At 65.1% G+C, this 18,765-nt stretch carries 15 protein-coding genes and 1 pseudogene; 6 read left to right on the top strand and 10 right to left on the bottom strand.

Annotated features, from left to right (window positions below):
* Window positions 1–65 precede the first annotated feature (65 nt).
* Window positions 66–581, top strand: a complete 516-nt coding sequence (locus ACILR9_RS03115) for a c-type cytochrome (protein WP_395708418.1) — start codon at window positions 66–68, stop codon at window positions 579–581.
* Between the two features lie 156 nt (window positions 582–737).
* Here the strand turns inward: ACILR9_RS03115 and ACILR9_RS03110 are convergent, their stop codons facing one another.
* Window positions 738–1,556 (bottom strand): alpha/beta fold hydrolase, encoded by an 819-nt coding sequence (locus ACILR9_RS03110; protein WP_395708417.1) that lies wholly within the window; start codon window positions 1,554–1,556, stop codon window positions 738–740.
* A gap of 24 nt (window positions 1,557–1,580) precedes the next feature.
* Entirely contained in the window at window positions 1,581–2,540 is a 960-nt protein-coding gene (locus tag ACILR9_RS03105; RefSeq protein WP_395708416.1) for a tripartite tricarboxylate transporter substrate binding protein, read from the bottom strand.
* Here ACILR9_RS03105 and ACILR9_RS03100 point away from each other — a divergent pair.
* Complete coding sequence (locus ACILR9_RS03100) at window positions 2,534–3,010, top strand: LLM class flavin-dependent oxidoreductase (protein ID WP_395708415.1); 477 nt, start codon at window positions 2,534–2,536, stop codon at window positions 3,008–3,010. The two genes, ACILR9_RS03105 and ACILR9_RS03100, sit on opposite strands and share 7 nt — an antisense overlap.
* A gap of 109 nt (window positions 3,011–3,119) precedes the next feature.
* Here the strand turns inward: ACILR9_RS03100 and groL are convergent, their stop codons facing one another.
* The 3 genes from groL to ACILR9_RS03085 all read right to left on the bottom strand — a co-directional run bounded on the left by groL (window position 3,120) and on the right by ACILR9_RS03085 (window position 7,008).
* Window positions 3,120–4,745 carry a chaperonin GroEL gene (gene groL, locus ACILR9_RS03095; RefSeq protein ID WP_395708414.1) on the bottom strand — a complete coding sequence of 542 codons (1,626 nt, stop codon included), beginning with the start codon at window positions 4,743–4,745 and terminating at the stop codon, window positions 3,120–3,122.
* Window positions 4,746–4,909: 164 nt separating this feature from the next.
* On the bottom strand, window positions 4,910–6,046 hold the full coding sequence (locus ACILR9_RS03090) for a hypothetical protein (protein ID WP_395708413.1): 1,137 nt from the start codon (window positions 6,044–6,046) through the stop codon (window positions 4,910–4,912).
* A gap of 119 nt (window positions 6,047–6,165) precedes the next feature.
* A complete protein-coding gene (locus tag ACILR9_RS03085; RefSeq protein WP_395708412.1) occupies window positions 6,166–7,008 on the bottom strand; it encodes a universal stress protein in 843 nt (280 codons plus the stop codon).
* 342 nt (window positions 7,009–7,350) lie between these two features.
* Here ACILR9_RS03085 and ACILR9_RS03080 point away from each other — a divergent pair, with 342 nt between their 5' ends.
* Entirely contained in the window at window positions 7,351–8,091 is a 741-nt protein-coding gene (locus ACILR9_RS03080) for a tetratricopeptide repeat protein (RefSeq protein ID WP_395708411.1), read from the top strand.
* Window positions 8,092–8,144: 53 nt separating this feature from the next.
* Here ACILR9_RS03080 and ACILR9_RS03075 read toward each other — a convergent pair.
* The 5 genes and pseudogenes from ACILR9_RS03075 to ACILR9_RS03055 form a co-directional block, all read right to left on the bottom strand.
* Window positions 8,145–8,456 (bottom strand): annotated as a pseudogene (locus ACILR9_RS03075) (YbaY family lipoprotein); the annotation flags it as partial.
* 18 nt (window positions 8,457–8,474) lie between these two features.
* Window positions 8,475–8,768 (bottom strand): c-type cytochrome, encoded by a 294-nt coding sequence (locus ACILR9_RS03070; protein WP_395708410.1) that lies wholly within the window; start codon window positions 8,766–8,768, stop codon window positions 8,475–8,477.
* A gap of 40 nt (window positions 8,769–8,808) precedes the next feature.
* The gene (locus ACILR9_RS03065; protein WP_395708409.1) at window positions 8,809–9,585 is read right to left on the bottom strand and encodes a helix-turn-helix domain-containing protein; all 777 of its coding nucleotides are present in this window, start codon (window positions 9,583–9,585) and stop codon (window positions 8,809–8,811) included.
* Complete coding sequence (gene mgtA, locus ACILR9_RS03060; RefSeq protein WP_395708408.1) at window positions 9,551–12,118, bottom strand: magnesium-translocating P-type ATPase; 2,568 nt, start codon at window positions 12,116–12,118, stop codon at window positions 9,551–9,553. Before mgtA ends, ACILR9_RS03065 begins: the two co-directional genes overlap by 35 nt.
* A gap of 29 nt (window positions 12,119–12,147) precedes the next feature.
* The gene (locus ACILR9_RS03055) at window positions 12,148–12,744 is read right to left on the bottom strand and encodes a hypothetical protein (protein ID WP_395708407.1); all 597 of its coding nucleotides are present in this window, start codon (window positions 12,742–12,744) and stop codon (window positions 12,148–12,150) included.
* A 161-nt stretch (window positions 12,745–12,905) separates the two neighbouring features.
* On the opposite strand from ACILR9_RS03055, the gene ftsH reads away from it, so the two are divergent.
* The 3 genes from ftsH to rbbA all read left to right on the top strand — a co-directional run bounded on the left by ftsH (window position 12,906) and on the right by rbbA (window position 18,762).
* Complete coding sequence (gene ftsH / locus ACILR9_RS03050) at window positions 12,906–14,759, top strand: ATP-dependent zinc metalloprotease FtsH (protein WP_395708406.1); 1,854 nt, start codon at window positions 12,906–12,908, stop codon at window positions 14,757–14,759.
* Window positions 14,760–14,904: 145 nt separating this feature from the next.
* Window positions 14,905–16,014, top strand: a complete 1,110-nt coding sequence (locus tag ACILR9_RS03045; RefSeq protein WP_395708405.1) for an HlyD family secretion protein — start codon at window positions 14,905–14,907, stop codon at window positions 16,012–16,014.
* Between the two features lie 3 nt (window positions 16,015–16,017).
* Complete coding sequence (gene rbbA / locus ACILR9_RS03040; RefSeq protein WP_395708404.1) at window positions 16,018–18,762, top strand: ribosome-associated ATPase/putative transporter RbbA; 2,745 nt, start codon at window positions 16,018–16,020, stop codon at window positions 18,760–18,762.
* Window positions 18,763–18,765 lie beyond the last annotated feature (3 nt).

Raw genomic sequence — 18,765 nt, 5'->3', positions numbered from 1 at the left:
TAGATTTGCTGACACCGTTTTCGGCTGACCATAGGATGGGAAGAGGGAATTCGGGGATATCGTCGATGCCTTTGTCGTGGAAGTTGCTGCTCCGCAGGCTGATCTTTGGCGCCGTCCTGGCTGCCCCCGCCGTCCAGGCCCAGACTCCTGTCGAGCGAGGTAAGTACCTGGTGACGATCGCCGGCTGCAACGACTGCCATACGCCGGGATACTTCCTCGGCAGTCCGGACAAGGCGCGCTTTCTCGGCGGTTCTGAAGTCGGTTTCGAGCTTCCCGGGCTCGGCACGTTCTATGGGCCCAACATCACGCCCGACAAGGAGACCGGGATCGGCGGCTGGACCCCTGCCCAGATCCTCGCCGCGCTGCAGACCGGGACCCGTCCCAACGGCCGCCTGCTCGCGCCGATCATGCCGTGGCACGCCTACGCCTCGCTCAGCCAATCCGACGCCAGCGCCATCGTCGCCTTTTTGCGCAGCCTGCCTGCGGTCAAGAACAAGGTGCCGGGCCCGTTCGGCCCGAACGACAAGCCGACCTCCTTCGTCATGAAGATTCTGCCGCCGTCGGCGCCGGGCGCGAAATGACCAGCCGGCGAGGAGACATGCCATGCCGAACCGCCGAGCAGTGATGCAGGGCACGGCATTGCGACTCCGCGTCGTCAATGATCTCCGCGGCGACGAACGTACGCTGCTCGCCGGCCGCCGACGCCGACCCATTGACGTCGCTGGCTTGGCAGCGTCTCAGGTTGCAGGCGTGGCCCGGCGGGCGATGAAGTCGAGCGTCGCGTTCGCGCACAGCTCGGGATGCGTCGCAGCGACGTGATAGGAATCGCCCGCAACCACCATCAGCTCGGATCCGGGAATGGTCTTCTGCCAGCCACGTACCGACTCGACCGAACCGAGGCCGCTGCCGTCGGTCGTCACCACCAGGGTCGGGCACTGGATTGCAGGAAGGTCGCCGCGCACGTCGATGCCCGGCACCGAGCGGATGAAGCCGAGCTGTGTCGACAGCTTGGTGCGTCCCATCAATCGAGACCATCCTTCGTGCATCGCCGGCGGACAAGCGCTGCCCAGCCGCCCCGGCATGGTCCAGCGGGCCCAGCTCTCGACGCCGTGCGTCTCGATATGCTCGAGCCAAGCCGCCGCACGATCGCCGATCGAGACCTCGCCGGACACGATGCCGCCCAGCACGACCAGGGAACGCACGCGATCGGGATGGCGGGCCGCGAGGCGCAGCGCGATCGGGCAGGCGACCTTTGCCGCCGCGATATGCACGGCACCAAGACCGAGCCCGTCGGCCAGCGTCAGGAAATCGTCGATGATGCGTTCGGGTGACCACGGATAATCGATCGCCATCGGCGTCGACTGCCCGAAGCCTCGCATGTCCGGCCGGACGACGCGAAAGCGCCGGCCGACCAGCGGCATCCAGGCGTTCCACCCCTCGCTGCTTTCGGCGTTGCCGTGCAGCAGCAGCAGCGTCTGCGGCGCCTCCCAGGCGTCGGCGAAGCAGTCGTCGCGATAGAACATCTCGAGGTCCGGGGTGATGCGCACTACGGGCATCGGTCGTCTCCTGGATATGCCGCGTCAGTCCGGACGGATGCCGGCCTGGCGGATGATGTCGGCCCATTTGGCGACGTCGACGCGGATGCGCTGGCCGAACGCTTCGGGCGTCGAGGGAGCAGGCGTGGCGCCCTGCTGGTCGAGCTGTCGTTTCACTTCAGGGTCGGCGAGGATGGCGCCGATCTCGCGGTTGAGACGCTGCACGATCGCGTCGGGCGTCGCCGCGGGCGCCAGGATGCCGTTCCAGCCCAGCACCTCGTAGCCGGCCAGCGTCTCGGCGATGGTCGGCACGCCGGGAAACAGAGCGGAACGTTCGCGCGTGCTGATGCCGAGCGCGCGCAGCCGGCCTTCGCGCACGTGCGGCGCAGCCGTGATCGGCGTATCGAAGAACATCGAGACTTCGCCGCGCAACAGGGCTGCCTGCGCATCGGGCGCGCTGCGATAGGCGATGTTGGTGAGGTCGATCGCCGCCATCGAGCGGAACAGCTCGGCACCGAGATGGCCGAGGCTGCCGGCGCCGACCGAGGCATAAGTGAGCTTGTCGCGCTTGGCGAGCGCGATCAGCGAGGGAACATCCTGCGCCGGCAGCGCAGGCGGCACGACCAGGACGAGCGACACGGTCGTCACCGTCGTGATCGGCGCGAAGTCGCGGATCGTGTCGTAGGGCAGCCGAAGCTTCAGCGCCGGGTTCACCGGGTGGCTGGGAAACACCATCAGCAGCGTGTAGCCGTCAGGTGGCGCGCGGGCCACGATCTCGCTGCCGATGATGCCGCTGGCGCCCGGACGGTTGTCGATCAGCACGTTCTGGCCAAGGCGTTCACCCAGTCGTGCGGCCACGATGCGCGCGACGATGTCGGTGATGCCGCCCGCGCCGGTCGGCACGACGATGCGCAGAGGCTTGGTCGGAAAATCCTGCGCGTGCGCACCGGCGGTCGCCGCGAGCGCCAGCAGCGCAGCGCTCGCCACGCGTCTCGACAATGTCATGCCCCGCACTCCGTGCGTTTGCTTCCGGCAAGAAAGCTAGGAAGCGACCCGAGGGACGGTCAAGCCCACGCTTTTGCGCTGTGATACGGTCTACACGCGGCGTTGGCACCTTCCGCGCCGCTGGTCTGGCTGATCACTTCTTTCCCTGGCTCGAGGAGCAAGGGCACGCGCCGTTTGCCTGGTCTGTGCTGGGAGCGTTGGCGCAGGCGACCCGGCACTTGGGGCTGATGACGGCGATGACCTGCCCCATCATGCGTTATCATCCGGCAATCATCGCGCAGGCGGCGGCAACCATGGGGTTTCTGTCAGACATCCTATCTCGGCGAGCACTTCCGCGTCGATCATGCGAAGCTCTTCGATCGCCCCGACACGAAGCCTCCGGTGATTGTCGCGGCCGGCGGCCACATTTCATCGACGAAGGAGCGCTCTCAGCGCACGGATCGCCTGCTGGTCGGGGGGCTGCCCCCTGACCGGGGGCGTCGGCTATTGCCTCGGGCTCGGAAGCGCCATTTCTCCCGTTGATTCGATCGGTGCACGAAGACTTGGCCCGCCCGACGCACGGCGCAAGCGATCCTCGACTTATAGTGAAGCGAGTTCCGGCTCGCGCCCGGGAGCCTTGGAAGGCTCCTCGATCTCGGTCATGGTAGCTTCGCTCAGCAACAGGACACTTGCCACCGAGACCGCATTCTCCAGAGCAACGCGGATGACCTTGGTCGGGTCGATAATCCCTTCCGCAACAAGGTCGACGTACTGCTTGCGCGCCGCGTCGAAGCCGTAATTGCCCTTGCCGTCGAGCATCCGGGCCACCGCCACGCCGCCGTCGGTCGACGAATTTTCGGCGATCTGCCGGGCTGGCGCCTCCAACGCGCGCTTGAGCACCTGGATACCCGTGCGCTCATCGCCCTCCGACTTGGCTTCCTCAATTGCCACGGCCTCGATGCAACGGAGCAGCGCAAGACCGCCGCCCGGGACGACGCCTTCCGCGACGGCGGCCTTGGTCGCGCTGATGGCGTCGTCCAGGGCCTCCTTCTTGGCCTTCATTTCGGATTCCGCAGGTGCGCCGACGCGAATGACGGCAACGCCACCGGCGAGCTTGGCCAGCCGCTCGCGCAGTTTCTCCTTGTCGTAGTCGCTGGTCGATGCCTCGATCTCACGGCGGATGGCGGCAATTCGCGCCTCGATGGCAACCTTGTCGCCGGCGCCGCCGATGATGGTCGCCGTGTCCTTGTCGACGACTACCCGCCGGGCGGTGCCGAGATCCTTTATGGTCACGTTGTCGAGCTTGAGTCCCAGTTCTTCCGAGATGATCATGCCGCCTGTCAGCACAGCCATGTCCTGTAGCATCGCCTTGCGTCTGTCGCCGAAACCCGGTGACTTGACGGCGCAACTCTTGAGGGAGCCCCTGAGCTGATTCACGATCAGCGTAGCCAAAGCCTCGCCCTCGACATCTTCGGCAATCACCAGCACTGGCCGTGATGCCTTGGCGATCTGCTCGAGCAACGGGATCATGTCCTTGAGGGCGGAGATCTTGCGGTCGCACAGCAGGATCCGGACGTCCTCGAGCACCGCCTCCATCTTCTCGGGATTGGTGATGAAATAGGGTGAGATGAATCCGCGGTCGAACTGCATGCCCTCGACGACATCCAGAACGGTCTCTGTCGTTTTCGATTCTTCGACAGTGATTACGCCATCGCTGCCGACCTTTTCCATGGCGTCCGCGACCATTTCGCCGATGGCCTCGTCGTTGTGGGCTGAAATGGTGGCGACCTGCGCCTTCTCCTTGCGCGTGTTGACCGGCTTCGACATTGCCCGCAGGGCATCGATCGCCGCCTTGGTCCCGCGGTCCAGGCCACGCTTGAGGTCGATGGCGCTCGCGCCGGCCACGACGTTGCGCACGCCATCGGCGAAGATCGCGTGAGCCAGGATCGTCGAACCCGACGTGCCGTCACCAACCAAATCGCCGGTGCGCTCAGCCGCCTGGCGCAGCATCTGTGCGCCGAGATTCTCCTCGGGATCCTTGATCTCGAACTCCTTGGCGATGGTGACGCCGTCGTTGCAGACGATGGGCGCGCCCCATTTCTTCTGGATCAGCACCGACTTGGATTTGGGGCCGAGAGTGACGCGAATGGCGTCGGCGAGCTGGGAGGCTCCGCGCAATATCTTCTCGCGGGCGGCGGACCGGAACATCACGTGCTTGTATGACATGGCGAAAGCTCCCTGGAGCATCTGCTTAATTCTAATCGAGCGAGGGTTGATCCGACCTGATCCAGATCAAGGCCCGACCCGGCCGCCGGGCGGCGTTTGCGTAATCTCAATTGAATGTCACACCGTCGCAGGACGCACGTCGTTGACCTGGCTCAAGTCGCTCGTCACCAGGGACAACGCCTGGCCGGGCCGAACAGGCTTGCGAAATCCTGCTTCGTCGGGCTCAGGGGACGCTCGATGCGCCGCGCGAGCCCGCCGGAGAATTCGATCGTCCAGCCGGAAAAGCCTGCCATGAAAAAGCGTGCCAGCGCAGCCGCCTGGGTATCGCCGCAACCCGCTTCGAGGCCTATGACCTGCGGATACCAGGCTCCACCACGAACGATCCGCAACGGCGGGCTCCAGCCCGCCGGATCTTCGAGCGTAGTATTTACGCTGGCGTAGATTCCTTCCTGCACGAAGTCGGCGGAGCCGCCCGCGGTGCGATTGAGCAGCATCACATAGGAATCGAGTGCCCAATTGTAATGCACTGCCGGTCCCCAGTAGCCATCCGGATCGACGTGGCGCCAGCCGCGCGTCATCGGCCAAAGCGGCACCGGAAGGTGATCCGCGGCCGGACGCCAAGCGTCGCCACACCAGAGGTCCAGCCCGTCGGTGGGGCAAGAGTGCCGGGGCAATGGCAGGCGGGCAAGCCCGATCCCCTGGGAACGCTCTTCGCGAAGATAGCTCGTAAAAAACAGGTACAGGCTGTGGCCGAGACGGTCAGGAACCACGCTGAGATCGCCATAGCCTCCGGCAAAGAAGCCGTTTCGCCACGAACCGTCGATCTGCCCGAGCGGAGAGCGAAGAACCTCGCCGCGACAGTGCCACGTGATGCCGCCATCGTCCGATGAAAGCTCACCGATATGCGGCACGACCAGGCGCGGATTGCCCGGTGCAGGTTCCTCCGCATGATACCAACCGCGCAGGACACGGGCAGCCGCATCCTGCCAGACGGCCTCGATCCACTTGCCGGTTTGCGGCTCCGGATCAGACAGCAACCGCACGGCAACTGCCTCGCTCTCGAAGCGCAGGTCACGCGGGCCATGACGGCGGTAGGTATGACCGCGTGGCTGGTAGTCGGAGAAGAATACCGTAGAGCCGCTGCGGTCGATTTGTACGGGACTGTTGCCGTCCGTCCGCCACTGCCGCTCATCGTGCAAGGTGAGCGGCGGCGCGGCGCGAAACGCGACATGCAGCCGGTCGTTGGCGGCTTCGCCCGCCAGCACCTCAGGATCCGGAGGGTCGCGCGTGAGATACGTCATTTGGTCGTCCAGTTGGCTGCAAGGCTAGCCGCAGGCGCCGCCGGAAGACTTGATCTGGATCATTCACGCGCCGCCAGAACTTGGCGGACACGAGACCTCAGGGAGAAACCAGGCACAGATCAATGGGAAACCATCGAAGCTCCCACGGGTCGCAACAGGAGTTCCCGCGTCACGCCCCCCAAGACCCATTCGCGCAGCCGTGCATGACCATAGGCGCCGCCGACCAGCAACCCGGCGCCAAGCCGGCGCGCGATGGCTGCGAGCTGCGTCGCATCGTCGCCTTCCGACCGGTCGACCCTGCTGCTCGCTGTCACGCCGTGTCCCGTCAGCCAGCGAGCAACGTCGGTGGTTCGAGCTTCAGCAGCGGCCAGGCTTTCATCCGGCGCCACCTCGGCCACGGTCACGCGATTGGCGTGTACCAGAAGCGGCAGCGCATCCTGCACTGCGCGCCGTGCCTCCTTGCTGTCCTTCCAGGCAACGACGGCGCTGCGCAAGTCGAGGCGCTCGATGCCGGATCCGGCGATCAGAACCGGCTTGCCGATTCGCAACACCAAATCGGCAATGTCGACGTTTCGCGTCCGATCGAGCATGGTGCCATCTTCCGCTGCCGATGCGATCAGGAGATCGGCTGCGCGCATCTCCTGCGCCACGAAGTCGACGATCGAGCCGTAATCCAGGACCGACGATCGCCACTCGACGGCAGGCACCTTGCCGCCGACGGTGCTTCGGAAGGCGTCTTCGGCCTCCCTGAGCTCTTTGTCGATTTGGGTACGGTCCCAGTCGATGAGCTGCGGTGGGACATAGGCGTCGGGGCTGCCGTAGAACATAACCGGTTGGCAAGCGCTGATGCCGACCACGCGGCCAATCTTCAGGCGCGTGGCGAGGTCGGCGGTGAATGCCAACAACGCGTCATTGGCAGCGCCGGCTGCCAAGCGGACCATCAAGGTCAAAGAGTCGGTCATCTCGATCCTCCCGAGTCGGGGAATGCCATGAAAACCCTCACTGGCCGAGATGACCCTTGTGAAGATTCCCGCTGTCCGCGAGCAGAAGACATCACCTGATCCGCCCGCGATATGAGCCAGATCAAAGGCCCGATTTGCCGAGCAGGTCGCCGCAAGATCCTGGCCGCTCGGCAAGGGTGGCAAGAGACGGTAGTCTATGAGGAAATGACGCACCCGGTCGTTCGACGCCCCAGGCGGGGTCAATAGTGTTGATGCGAATCAACGACTCGATGTCAGAAGATCGGCAACGTGCTTTGCAGTGCCAGCACAAGCGACGGCGCTCCGTCGCAAAGGAAGGCTAACTTGCTTCTCGCCCGCTCACATATTCGAGCCGTTGTTGGTGCGTTCGCGCTCGCCAACGCCGCAATGTCGTTCGCACGGAGCGACGACGAGCTGTTTCGGACGTGCTTCAACAGCACCATTCCGAGCCAGGTGCTGGAGAGCTGTTCCGAGATCGTCAAAAGACCCAGTACCGAACAGGAGGATCTCGCCGCCGCGTTCAAGAACCGCGGCGTCGCCTACGACGACCTTGGCCAGTATGAGCTGGCCATGCAGGATTTCGACCGCGCGATCGCCCTCAATCCCCGGGACTGGGATGTCTACAACAGCCGAGGCGGCACAAGGACTGCGTTGAGGCTCTATACCGAGGCCGTCGACGACTTCAATCGGGCGCTCGGCCTCAACCCGCTGGCCTACGTGGTGTATGGCAATCGGTGCTTCGCGAAGGCGCTGCTCGGAGAGCACGCCGCAGCACTGTTGGACTGCGACAAGGGGCTGCGACTGAAGGCCGACAATCCCGGTGGGTTGGCGTCTCGCGGCTTCGTGAAGCTCCTGCTGAAGCAGTACGATGCGGCCATCGCCGACTACGACGCGGCACTCAGGATCCGGCCGGATGATCCCTATTCTCTATACGGACGAGGCGCGTCGAAATTCCGAAAAGGTGACCTGAAGGGTGCCGATGCGGACTTGGTCAAGGCGCAGGGGCTGCGGCCGGACATTGCCGACTACATGGCGAGTATCGGAATTCGCCTCGCTGCCTCATAGCGGCGCTGCAAGGCGCGAAAGTTTCGTCGACGCGAGGCGCCATCCGCAACGCTTCAGCGGTCGGAGATTTTGGTTTTCGTGAGTGTCAGGGCGAGGAACTTCGACAAGTCAGAAGCATTCAGAAGCGGCTGCTCGTCCAACTGGAACAACGTCCGATGCGCCAGGACAATGCGCTCTGAAATCGAGAAGCGGCGTTCCGCCAGTGGAGTATTCCCTGGCAGACGCAATGAGAATGGAATTGGAACAAGCCAGCCGCTTCGAACGATCTGCTCGGCGACGATACGCGAGGCTGGCGGCTGCAAGGGATCAATCAGCTGGACTTGCAGCTCCACCCCTCTCGGCAGGGACGCCTTTTCGCCTAAGGTGGCCGATCCCTCCGCGGATTACCTCGCACGCAGGCTGAAGATGTAGGCGATCAGATCGTCCTGTTGCCGCTTGCTCAGCGCGAGGTCGGGCATGCGGCTGTGCTGCGGATTGATGGCCGCTCGCAATTGATCGCTGCTCAGATCGACGCGCGCCGCGATGGCAGGAAATGTCGGCAATCCATTGGCGGGCGCTTCGGTCGCCGTTCGCTCGACGACGTGACAAGCGGTGCACCATCGCCGTGCGATCTCGCGTCCCGCATCGGCGTCCTGCGCCGCTGCATAGACGGGAAGAAGGGCCAGCAGCCCGGACAAACAGCGGAGCACTGTGCACATGACGCCACCTCGTTAGCCGTCAGGCGTCGAGAAACTTGAGGCCGACCTTGTCGACCAACGAGATCGAACGGCTGCCGGCGGTGAGGGAGATCAGGCCGCTGCGGGCAAACTCGGTCAGGGTGCGCGAGACCGTCTCGATCGTGAGGCCGAGATGGTCGGCGATGTCGGTGCGTTGCATCGGCAATTCGACTTGGTCGCTCTGTTGCAGGCGGTGGGCCAGATCGAGCAGGAAGCTTGCCATCTTCTCCTTGGCGCTCTTGCGGCCGAGCAACAGCATGTGGTCCTGGGCGCGCTGGAGATTGCGGAGCATCGAGGACAGGACTTGTTCGCCGAACGCCGTGTGTTCGCGGGTCAATCGATCGAGGTTGCTGCGGCGATAAGCGACCACGACGGTGTCGCAGACGGCCTCCGCGGAGAAGCGGTGCTCGGCGCCGGTCTCTATGCCGAAAATGTCGTTCTGCAGGTGGAATGCATCGATCTGCCGCCGACCGTCGCTCAATAGCTTGCAAGTGCGCACTGTGCCGGACACGATCTTGTAGAAATATTCGGCAGACTCGCCTTCTGCGAACAGCTCCTCCCCCTTGGCGAGACGCAAGGTGAAGCCTTGAGGCGCGTTGGGCATTGCCGCGCGCCGAGGAGCCACTGCAGGCGAAGCGGATTTCGTGGCGGCAGCGGCGGCGAAAGCGGGGTGCATGGGCATCTCCTGTGTCGATGTCACTTCGATACGTCGACCTCGGGCGACCCGCCATTCAGATATTGACCTACGGGAATCTACGGATGTCGCGCGACGGTTCAACGGATTTGGATGCCATGGAGGACGATTTGGTTGCGGGCCTTCGATTGGCCATTCGCTTCGTCAGCTCAGCCATGGCCAGGTAAAGGAAAACCAGGAATGTTATGGAAGCGATGACCGGCCACGGCGGCGCCTCGAAGCCGAACCACCCGCCGGGCGGCGAGAACGGCAGGGCCAGAGCGAGCCCCAACGCCGCTACCGAGGAGATCATCAGCGCCGGGTGGGGGCGGTCCGCCCAGGGGCGGCCACGGGTGCGGATGACGAAGATGACCAGGATCTGGGTTGCCATCGATTCCAGAAACCAGGCGGTGCGGAACTCAGCCGGCGAGACCTGAAACAGCAGCAGCAGACCGGCGAAGGTCAACAGGTCGAAAGCCGACGACAGGGGCCCCATGACAGTGGCGAAACGCGCGAGGGCGTGCAGATCCCAGACTTGCGGCCGGGCCGTCGCTTCGCGTCGCACCGTATCGAAGGGAATTCCCACCTCGGAAAGGTCGTAAAGCAGATTGTTGAGCAGGATCTGCGTTGGCAGCATGGGCAGGAAAGGCAGGAGAAGCGATGCCGTTGCCATCGACAGCATGTTGCCGAAGTTCGAGCTCGCACCCATGCGCACGTATTTGAGGATGTTGGCGAAGGTGCGCCGGCCTTCTTCGACGCCGTCGGCCACGACCTCGAGATCCGGCTCCAGCAGGATCATGTCGGCAGCGGCCTGTGCAACGCCGGTCGCCCCGTCCACGGAAAGGCCGACATCGGCAGCCCTCAACGCCGGGGCATCGTTGATGCCGTCGCCCAGGAAGCCCACCGTCTCGCCGCCGGCCTGGAGCGCCCTTACCACCCTGAGCTTCTGATCGGGCGTGAGCCGTCCGAAGACGTCGGCCGTGCGCGCCTGGACGATGAGCGCGTCGTCGCTCAACCGGGCGACCTCGCCGCCGGAGAGCACGGCAGAGGTCTGAAACCCGACCATGTCGGCGAGCCGTCGCACCACGGCGGGATCGTCCCCCGACAGGATCTTGACGCGCACGGCGGCGCCGGTCAGTCGCGATATTGCGGCTGCGGACGTAGGTTTCGGTGGGTCGGCGAAGGTGCAAATGCCTTCGTAGACCAGGTCACGCTCGTCGTCGTCCTTGATGTCGAGCCCTGCCCCGCGCCACGGTCGCGACGCAACCGCGACCGACCGCAACCCCTGCTCGGCGAGGTGGCGTATGCCGCCGAGCCCCTCGAGTCGTGCCGTCTCGGTCATCGGCTGCTCGACCCCGGCGACTCGCCGCGATGCGCATAGCGGCAGGATCGCCTCGGGAGCTCCCTTGACGATCAGAATTCTCCCCTGCGGCCCTTCCGCGAGCACGCAGCCGCGACGCCGGTCGAAGTCGAAGGCGCGACGCGAAAGCAATGTCCAGGTTGGTTCGCCGGTGGCACCTGCAGCCAACGCAGCATCGAGCGACCCCCGATCGCCACCGAGACGAGCCGCCGCGGCGCCCAGCTGAGCCGCTCGGCCATCGGTGTTGCCGCCTGCATCCAGGCTTCCTGCCAAGGTGATCTGCGCCGAGGTCAGGGTGCCGGTCTTGTCGGTGCACAGCACTGTCATGGCGCCAAGATCGTGTATGGAAGCCAGGCGTTTCACGATCACCTTGCGCGCCGCCATGCGCAGCGCGCCTCGCGTCAGCGTGACCGTGGTGATCATCGGCAACAGCTCGGGCGTGAGCCCGACAGCGAGGGCCACCGAGAACAACAGTGATTCGAGCGCCGGCCGGCCGAACAGCACGTGCGCGGCCAGGACGACGACGATCAGGCCAATGGACAGTCTTGCGACCAGCAGCCCGAATGCATGCAGATCGCGCTGGAAGTGCGACGGCGCCGGGTTCTCGGCAAGCGCCATCGCGGCCGCCCCGAATACGGTCGCGGCGCCGGTTTCCGCCACCAAGACCAACCCCTCTCCCGTTTGGGCCACTGAACCCCGGAACACAGCGTTGTGGGCCTCGGCTGGTTCCACTGAGAGGATCGGTTCGCAGCGTTTCTCGACGGGGTAGGGTTCCCCGGTCAGCGCCGCCTCGCTCGTCGTCAATGCGATGGCCTCGAGCAACAGGCCGTCAGCCGGGACGATATCGCCGGCCCGGATCCGCAGGACATCGCCGGGTACGACGCGGTCGATCGCGACGGCGACGAAGCTGCCGTCTCGCTTGACCTCCGCTCGCAGTGCCACCGATTGACGCAGCAGATCGGCAGCCTTCACGGCCCGCCCTTCCTGGACGGTGTCCAGTCCGATCGACAGGGCCAGCACGCTGACGATGATCGCTCCGCCAACCTCATCGCCGGTGAGGCCCGACACGATTGCAGCGGCAAGCAAGATCAGGCAGAGCGGCTCCAGCAGGCGGCGCGAGATCGCCTGGAGCAAACCGATCCTGGCGACCGCGATATCGGAATTGCGTCCGTAGCGCTGCAGTCGTGCGGCTGCTTCCTTGCTGTCCAGTCCGTCGCCCGTACAGCCCAGGCGCCGGCACAAATCGTCCTTGCTCAACGTCCAAAACGGCGCCGGCACGGCACTGTCGCCAGGGGTGGCAGCTGTCTTCAATGCCGCAGACGTGCCAAACGGGCGCCGGGCACTCCGCCTGGGCCGATGCAGCGGCGCATGGCGGCGATTGCCGCTCGTCCGCCCGCATCGGCGAGCGGGACGACAGCCTCCCCATCGAACGCCGTGGATTGGCCGTGTGGCTCGGCGATCAGGTCGAGTTGCAGTGTCATGGCTTTGCCGGACTGCAGCGCGGCCACCAGCGGCGATGACAGTTTGGCGAAGAGGCCCTCACTGCCATCGGCCAGGACTGCGTAAGTGTCGGCAAACATCGGGGAAACCGGAAAGACGCGGCCGTCGATCACAAGCGCCGCGCGCGGCTCATCCTTCATCGGCGCTGCCAGCGCAGCTTTCGCACGCAGCGGACCATCGTCAGTCCGGTAGATCTGCAGCTGCAGCACCCGAACAGTGCCGGTGTCCTCGCAGGTGAGGGCGACGGCGCTTATGTTGAGGTTCGTCGCAACGGGCTGCACTACAGCGTAGCGTGGATCGTCAGTTCCCGGTTCGATCGACCAGCCGGTCGACTCCGCCTTGACCGGGCACGCTGCAAGCCAGGCGAACAGCAAAGTGAAGAGCAGGGGGCGACAATTGCTCATGGAGGGGCTCCGGATCGTCCGACGTTACGAATATCCCACGGAAGCGCTCTTGACCCAGGTCAAGTCCGGGATGGCCCGCGACTGGTTTAATTGCTGTTGAGAGGCGAGAGGACATTTTCGCCGGCGTTCGGTTCCGCGCAGGCCGTATCGAGCAACAGACCGTGAAAAAGTCCCAGGTCTTCAACTACGTGTATCTGGTGGTGGCGCTGCTCAGCATCGCCTTCGTGCGCGACCTGTGGGTCCAGCAGCAGAAAGTGGACCAGATCGCTTATAGCGAGTTCCGCGCCTTGCTCGAAGCCGGCAAGGTGGGAGAGGTCACTGTCGGCGACACGTACATCCGGGGCACACTCGCCAATCCGACGGCGGGCGAGAAGCCCGAGTTTGTCACCGATAGGCTGTCGCTGGACGTTGCGAATTTCCTGGCCCAGTACAAGGTGAGGTTCAAGGCCGAGCATGATTCCGGCTGGCTGAAGGCAATCCTGTCGTGGGTGGTGCCTACGGCCCTGTTCATCGGCATCTGGTTGTTCGTCGTTCGGCGGATGCAGACGGGCGTCGGTGCTGGCGGCGGCTTGCTGGCGATCGGCAAGAGCAAGGCGCGGATCTATCTCGAACGCAGCACGGGCGTCGACTTCGACGACGTCGCCGGTGTCGATGAGGCGAAGGCCGAGCTCGAGGAGATTGTCGACTTTCTGAAGAGACCGGAGGCGCACAGCCGGCTGGGAGCCCGCCTGCCGAAGGGCATTCTGTTGGTGGGTCCGCCGGGAACCGGAAAGACGCTGCTTGCCCGCGCCGTGGCGGGGCAGGCGGGAGTGGCGTTCTTCTCGATCTCCGGATCGGAGTTCGTCGAGATGTTCGTTGGCGTCGGAGCCGCCCGCGTCCGCGATCTCTTCGAGCAGGCGCGCCACCATGCACCCTGCATCATCTTCATCGACGAGCTCGATGCACTGGGCCGCGCCCGTGGCAGCTTCACGCTTGGCGGCCACGACGAAAAGGAGCAGACGCTCAACCAGCTGCTCGCTGAGCTCGATGGCTTCGACCCCAAGACCGGCATCGTGCTGCTGGCTGCCACCAATCGGCCAGAGATCCTCGACCCGGCGCTCCTGCGAGCCGGGCGTTTCGACCGGCAGGTGCTTGTCGACCGGCCGGACAGGAAGGGTCGAGCGGACGTCCTCGCCGTGCACGTCCGCAAGATCAGACTCGCCAAGGACGTCGACACCGATCGCGTCGCCGCCATGACGCCGGGCTTCACGGGAGCTGACCTGGCCAACCTGGTGAACGAGGCGGCATTGCTGGCGACGAGGCGTGGCGGCGAGGATGTCACGATCGCTGATTTCACCGGCGCGATCGAGCGGATTGTGGGTGGTCTCGAGAAGCGAAGCCGGATTCTCAGTGCCGGCGAGCGCGAGATCATCGCGTTCCACGAATCCGGTCATGCCGTGGTGGCGATGGCGCTGCCCGGCAGTGATCCGATCCAGAAGATCTCCATCATCCCGCGCGGCGTGGGTGCGCTGGGGTACACATTTCAGCGGCCAATCGAGGATCGGCACCTGATGAGTCGCAGCCAGCTCGAAGACCGCTTGACCATGCTGCTCGGCGGACGCGCGGCGGAGCTGCTGCGCTTCCCGTCGGTCTCGACCGGTGCGGCCGACGACTTGCAAAAGGCGACCGAGATCGCTCGCAGCATGGTCGTGCGCTTCGGCATGGTCCCGGAGCTTGGCCCGGTTGCTTACGAGGGAGAGCCGTCCGTCCTGATGATGCCGATGCTGGGGGCACCTCCGCCCGTGCGCTGGTACGGCGAGGCGACGGCCGGCCGGATCGATGAGGCCGTCGTGCGGCTGATCGAGCAGAGCCTCGAGCGCGCCAGGGCGATCGTCGAGCGCAACCGCGATCTGCTGTACGCCACCGCCGAAAGACTGCTCGAGCGAGAGACGCTGGGCGACGACTGGCTGGGGCCGCTGGCCAAGCGCGTGATAGCGGCCGGGCGACCAGGCGAGACGATGGCTCAAATGGCCTGACTGCCGGACGATCGGATGGCAAGCTACGCCCGGGCGGCCCGGCTGCTTTGACACCAATCAAGGTTCGTGCAATGCGCCCTACCTATCCATATTGCATGGCGATCATGCCCTTCTTGCAGAACCCCTTCGCCGTGGGTGGGATTGCATGAACGATCTGCGCAATGGCGAGGCGCCGCATCCGCAGGCTCTGCAGAGCGACAGCGGGTTCGGCCGCGCGCTGACTTCGACGAACGCGGCCTCTCTTGCGGTCGTGCCGTCTTCTGCCCCAGCGGCGCCGTCCCGATGGCGCCGCCGGTTGTTGCTGGGCTTGCTCTTCGTGGTGGTCGCCGCCGGCGGCGCTGAATACTGGTGGCAGCACCGTGTGCCGCCGCTGCCGGCGGGCATCGTTGCCGGCAATGGGCGGCTCGAAGCCGACCCCCTCGATATCGCCACCAGGTTTGCCGGCCGCATCCAGGAACTGCGTGTCGACGAAGGGGACATGGTGAAGGCAGGTCAGATACTGGCACTCATGGATGTCAAGGATCTCGAGACCTCGCTCCGGAAGTCAGAGGCGCAGGTCGAGCAGGCGACCAAGGCGGTTGCCGAAGCCCGAGCCAACGTCGCCCAGGCGCATACGCAGGTCGTGCTGGCGCGGCAGCAGATGGAGCGCGCCGAGAGCCTGCTGAAGAACGGCTGGATAACCCGCGAGCTGTTCGATCAGCGGCGCCAGCAGCTGGAAAGTGCGCAGGCGATGGAACGCGCCGTCAATGCCCGCGTGCTCGCTGGCGAAGCAGCGCTCAACGCGGCCCAGCATGAAGTCGAGCTCTTCCAGGTCCACATCGCCGACAACACTTTGGTCGCGCCGCGCGATGGCCGTATCGAGTACAGGATTGCCAATGTCGGCGAGGTCCTGCCGGCCGGTGGGAAGGTCTTCACGTTGCTCGATGTCGGCTACGTCTACATGGATATCTACCTGCCGACGGCGATGGCGGGGCAGGTCAGGATCGGCAGCGACGCCCGTATCGTGCTCGATGCCTATCCCGGCCGTCCGATCCCCGCGAAGGTGAGCTTCATTGCTGCGCAGGCGCAGTTCACGCCCAAGATGGTCGAGACCCGGACGGAACGCGACAAGCTCATGTTCCGGGTTCGAGTCCGCATCGATCCCGGCCTGTCGCGTTCGCACGCCGAGGCTGTGCGAAGCGGGGTGCCGGGGGTCGCCTACGTCAGGCTCGATCCCGAGATCGCCTGGCCGCAAGGCCTGCAAGGCGCGCCTTGAGCCATGGCCGAGCCCGTCCAACCGGCCGCCCGTCTGGAGCGGCTGAGCCACAGGTATCGCCGTGAGGCGCTCGTGGACATCACGCTCGACATTCCGGCCGGCCAACTCGTCGGGCTGATCGGGCCGGATGGCGTGGGGAAGTCGACTCTCCTCGGGCTCGTGGCCGGCGCCAAGCGAATTCAGCAGGGTCGCGTCAAGGTGCTCGACGGGGACATGGCTGATCCGGATCATCGTCGCGCCATCTGCCAGCGCCTCGCCTTCATGCCGCAAGGTCTCGGCAAGAACCTCTATCCCGAGCTCAGCGTGCGGGAGAACATCGAGTTCTTCGGCCGATTGTTCGGCCAGGCACGCGCCGAACGCGCCGAGCGCATCGACGAGCTGCTGCACAGCACGGGGTTGGCCCGCTTTGCCGAACGGCTGGCGAGACAGCTCTCCGGCGGCATGCGTCAGAAGCTCGGACTGTGCTGCGCCCTGATCCACGATCCAGACCTGCTGATACTCGACGAGCCTACGACTGGGGTGGACCCTCTTTCGCGCCGGCAATTCTGGCAACTGATCGGGCGAATGCGTGCACGCCGGCCGGCGATGAGCATCGTCGTGGCGACGGCGTACATGGAGGAGGCCGAACGGTTCGACTGGCTGATCGCCATGAACGCCGGAAAGGTCCTCGCCGTGGGCACGCCCGAAGCGCTGGTGATGCAAACCGCCGCGGCAAGCGTTGAGGAAGCCTTCATCCGCCTGTTGCCCGAGGCGCTTCGGAACGGGCATCGATCGCTCGTCGTCCCCCCAAGCCGCAGGTTCGACCACGAGCAGGTGATCGTTGCCCGCGGCCTGACCCGCCGCTTCGGTCAGTTCACGGCGGTCGATCGCGTCGATTTCGCGATCGAACGCGGGGAGATATTCGGCTTTCTCGGATCCAACGGATGCGGCAAGAGCACGACAATGAAGATGCTGACCGGGTTACTGCCGGCCAGTGAAGGCGAGGCGACGCTGTTCGGCCAGCCGGTCGATGCATCCGACCTGGCTTGGCGGAAGCGCGTTGGCTACATGTCGCAGGCATTCTCGCTCTACTCGGAGCTGACAGCTCGGCAGAATCTCGACCTGCATGCGCGACTGTTTCATCTGCCTGCCGCCGAGGCACGGAGTCGGGTCGACGAGCTCGTTTCCCGCTTCGGGCTGACGGAGCACGACGAGCAGCTTGCTGACGCCCTGCCGCTCGGCATTCGCCAGCGGCTGTCGCTGGCCGTGGCCGTCGTGCATCGGCCCGATCTGCTGATCCTCGACGAGCCGACATCCGGCGTCGATCCGATTGCGCGCGATTCCTTCTGGGAGCTGCTGATCGACCTCTCGCGCAACCAGGGTGTCACGATCTTCGTGTCGACCCACTTCATGAATGAAGCCGCTCGCTGCGACCGGATCGCGCTGATGGATGCAGGTCGTGTGCTCGATACCGGTGCGCCTGCCGACCTCGTCCGCCGGCGCGGTGCCGATACCCTGGAGGAGGCGTTCGTCGGCTACCTCGAGGAGGCAGCCGGCAATCGCGCGGCGGTCGAGCCGACGCTGCCCGCGGCCATCGTGCCGCCGCCCGCGCGATCGCCTGCGGCGAGTCGGACGCGGCTGTTCAGCTCGCGCCGGATGATCGCCTACGCCATCCGCGAAGCGCTCGAGCTGATGCGCGATCCGATACGGCTTGCCTTCGCGCTGGGCGGGACGGCATTCCTCATGCTGGTGTTCGGCTATGGCATCACCACGGACGTGAATTCACTGAGCTTCGCCGTGCTGGATCGCGACGACACTTTCGAAAGTCGCGCCTATCTCGAGGTTTTGCGCGGCTCGCCGTATTTCATTGAACGCCCGCCGATTCGCGACGCCGCGGATCTGCACAACCGCCTCAAGCAAGGCAGGGTCACGGCCACGATCGAGATCCCACCTGGATTCGGTCGCGACGTCCGCCGCGCGCGGCCCACCGAGGTGGCGGCGTGGATCGACGGCGCCATGCCGTTTCGAGCCGAGACGATCCGGGGTTATCTCCAGGGTGCTCATCGGCAATATCTCGGCGACAATACCATTCGCGGGCATGCGGAGGGTGCCATCGTGCCTGCCGCGGCGACCATCGAGGTGCGTTTTCGCTACAATCAGGATTTCGACAGCGTCTACGCCATGGTGCCGGCGCAGATCGCGCTTCAGCTCGCGCTCATACCCGCCATTCTCATGGCGCTGGCGATCGTCCGCGAAAAGGAGCTGGGCTCGATCGTCAATCTTTACGTGACGCCAGTCAGCCGGCTCGAGTTTCTGCTCGGCAAGCAACTGCCCTATATCGCCGTCGCCATGATCAATTTCGCCCTGCTGGTCGTCATGGCGATCGTCCTTTTCGGGGTGCCCTTGAAGGGAAGTGCGGTCTTGCTGGTGCTGGCGGCGGTCGTCTACGTCGCCGCGACGACTGCGTACGGGCAGGTGATTTCCGCCTTCACCTCGACGCAGATCGCGGCGCTGTTCGGGACGGCGATCCTCACGGTCCTGCCGGCAACGATGTTCGCCGGCATGCTGGTGCCGACTTCGTCGATCACCGGCTTCGGTGCCGTTCTCGGCCGCCTCTTCCCGATGACCTACTTCCTGCCGCTGAGCGTCGGGGCCTTCACGAAGGGATTGGGCTTCGCCGACCTTTCCGGCGACCTGCTGATCCTGGCGGCCTTCGTCCCGGGGCTTACGATTCTAGGTCTCCTCCTGCTGCGCGCCCAGGAGAGGTGAGGG

It is taken from the genome of Reyranella sp., from assembly GCF_044224635.1.
Taxonomy (GTDB): Bacteria; Pseudomonadota; Alphaproteobacteria; order Reyranellales; family Reyranellaceae; genus Reyranella.
The sequence above is the reverse complement of the archived record's forward strand: the minus strand, read 5'-3'. Positions and strand labels throughout refer to the sequence as shown.

Bases quoted from the DNA above. Each gene is read 5' to 3' on its own strand.
- groL (WP_395708414.1), bottom strand. From the start codon at position 4,745: ATGTCATACAAGCACGTGATGTTCCGGTCCGCCGCCCGCGAGAAGATA.
- ACILR9_RS03105 (WP_395708416.1), bottom strand. From the start codon at position 2,540: ATGACATTGTCGAGACGCGTGGCGAGCGCTGCGCTGCTGGCGCTCGCG.
- rbbA (WP_395708404.1), top strand. From the start codon at position 16,018: ATGGCCGAGCCCGTCCAACCGGCCGCCCGTCTGGAGCGGCTGAGCCAC.
- ACILR9_RS03045 (WP_395708405.1), top strand. From the start codon at position 14,905: ATGAACGATCTGCGCAATGGCGAGGCGCCGCATCCGCAGGCTCTGCAG.
- ACILR9_RS03115 (WP_395708418.1), top strand. From the start codon at position 66: ATGCCTTTGTCGTGGAAGTTGCTGCTCCGCAGGCTGATCTTTGGCGCC.
- ACILR9_RS03110 (WP_395708417.1), bottom strand. From the start codon at position 1,556: ATGCCCGTAGTGCGCATCACCCCGGACCTCGAGATGTTCTATCGCGAC.
- ACILR9_RS03085 (WP_395708412.1), bottom strand. From the start codon at position 7,008: ATGACCGACTCTTTGACCTTGATGGTCCGCTTGGCAGCCGGCGCTGCC.
- ACILR9_RS03090 (WP_395708413.1), bottom strand. From the start codon at position 6,046: ATGACGTATCTCACGCGCGACCCTCCGGATCCTGAGGTGCTGGCGGGC.
- ACILR9_RS03055 (WP_395708407.1), bottom strand. From the start codon at position 12,744: ATGAGCAATTGTCGCCCCCTGCTCTTCACTTTGCTGTTCGCCTGGCTT.
- ACILR9_RS03100 (WP_395708415.1), top strand. From the start codon at position 2,534: ATGTCATGCCCCGCACTCCGTGCGTTTGCTTCCGGCAAGAAAGCTAGG.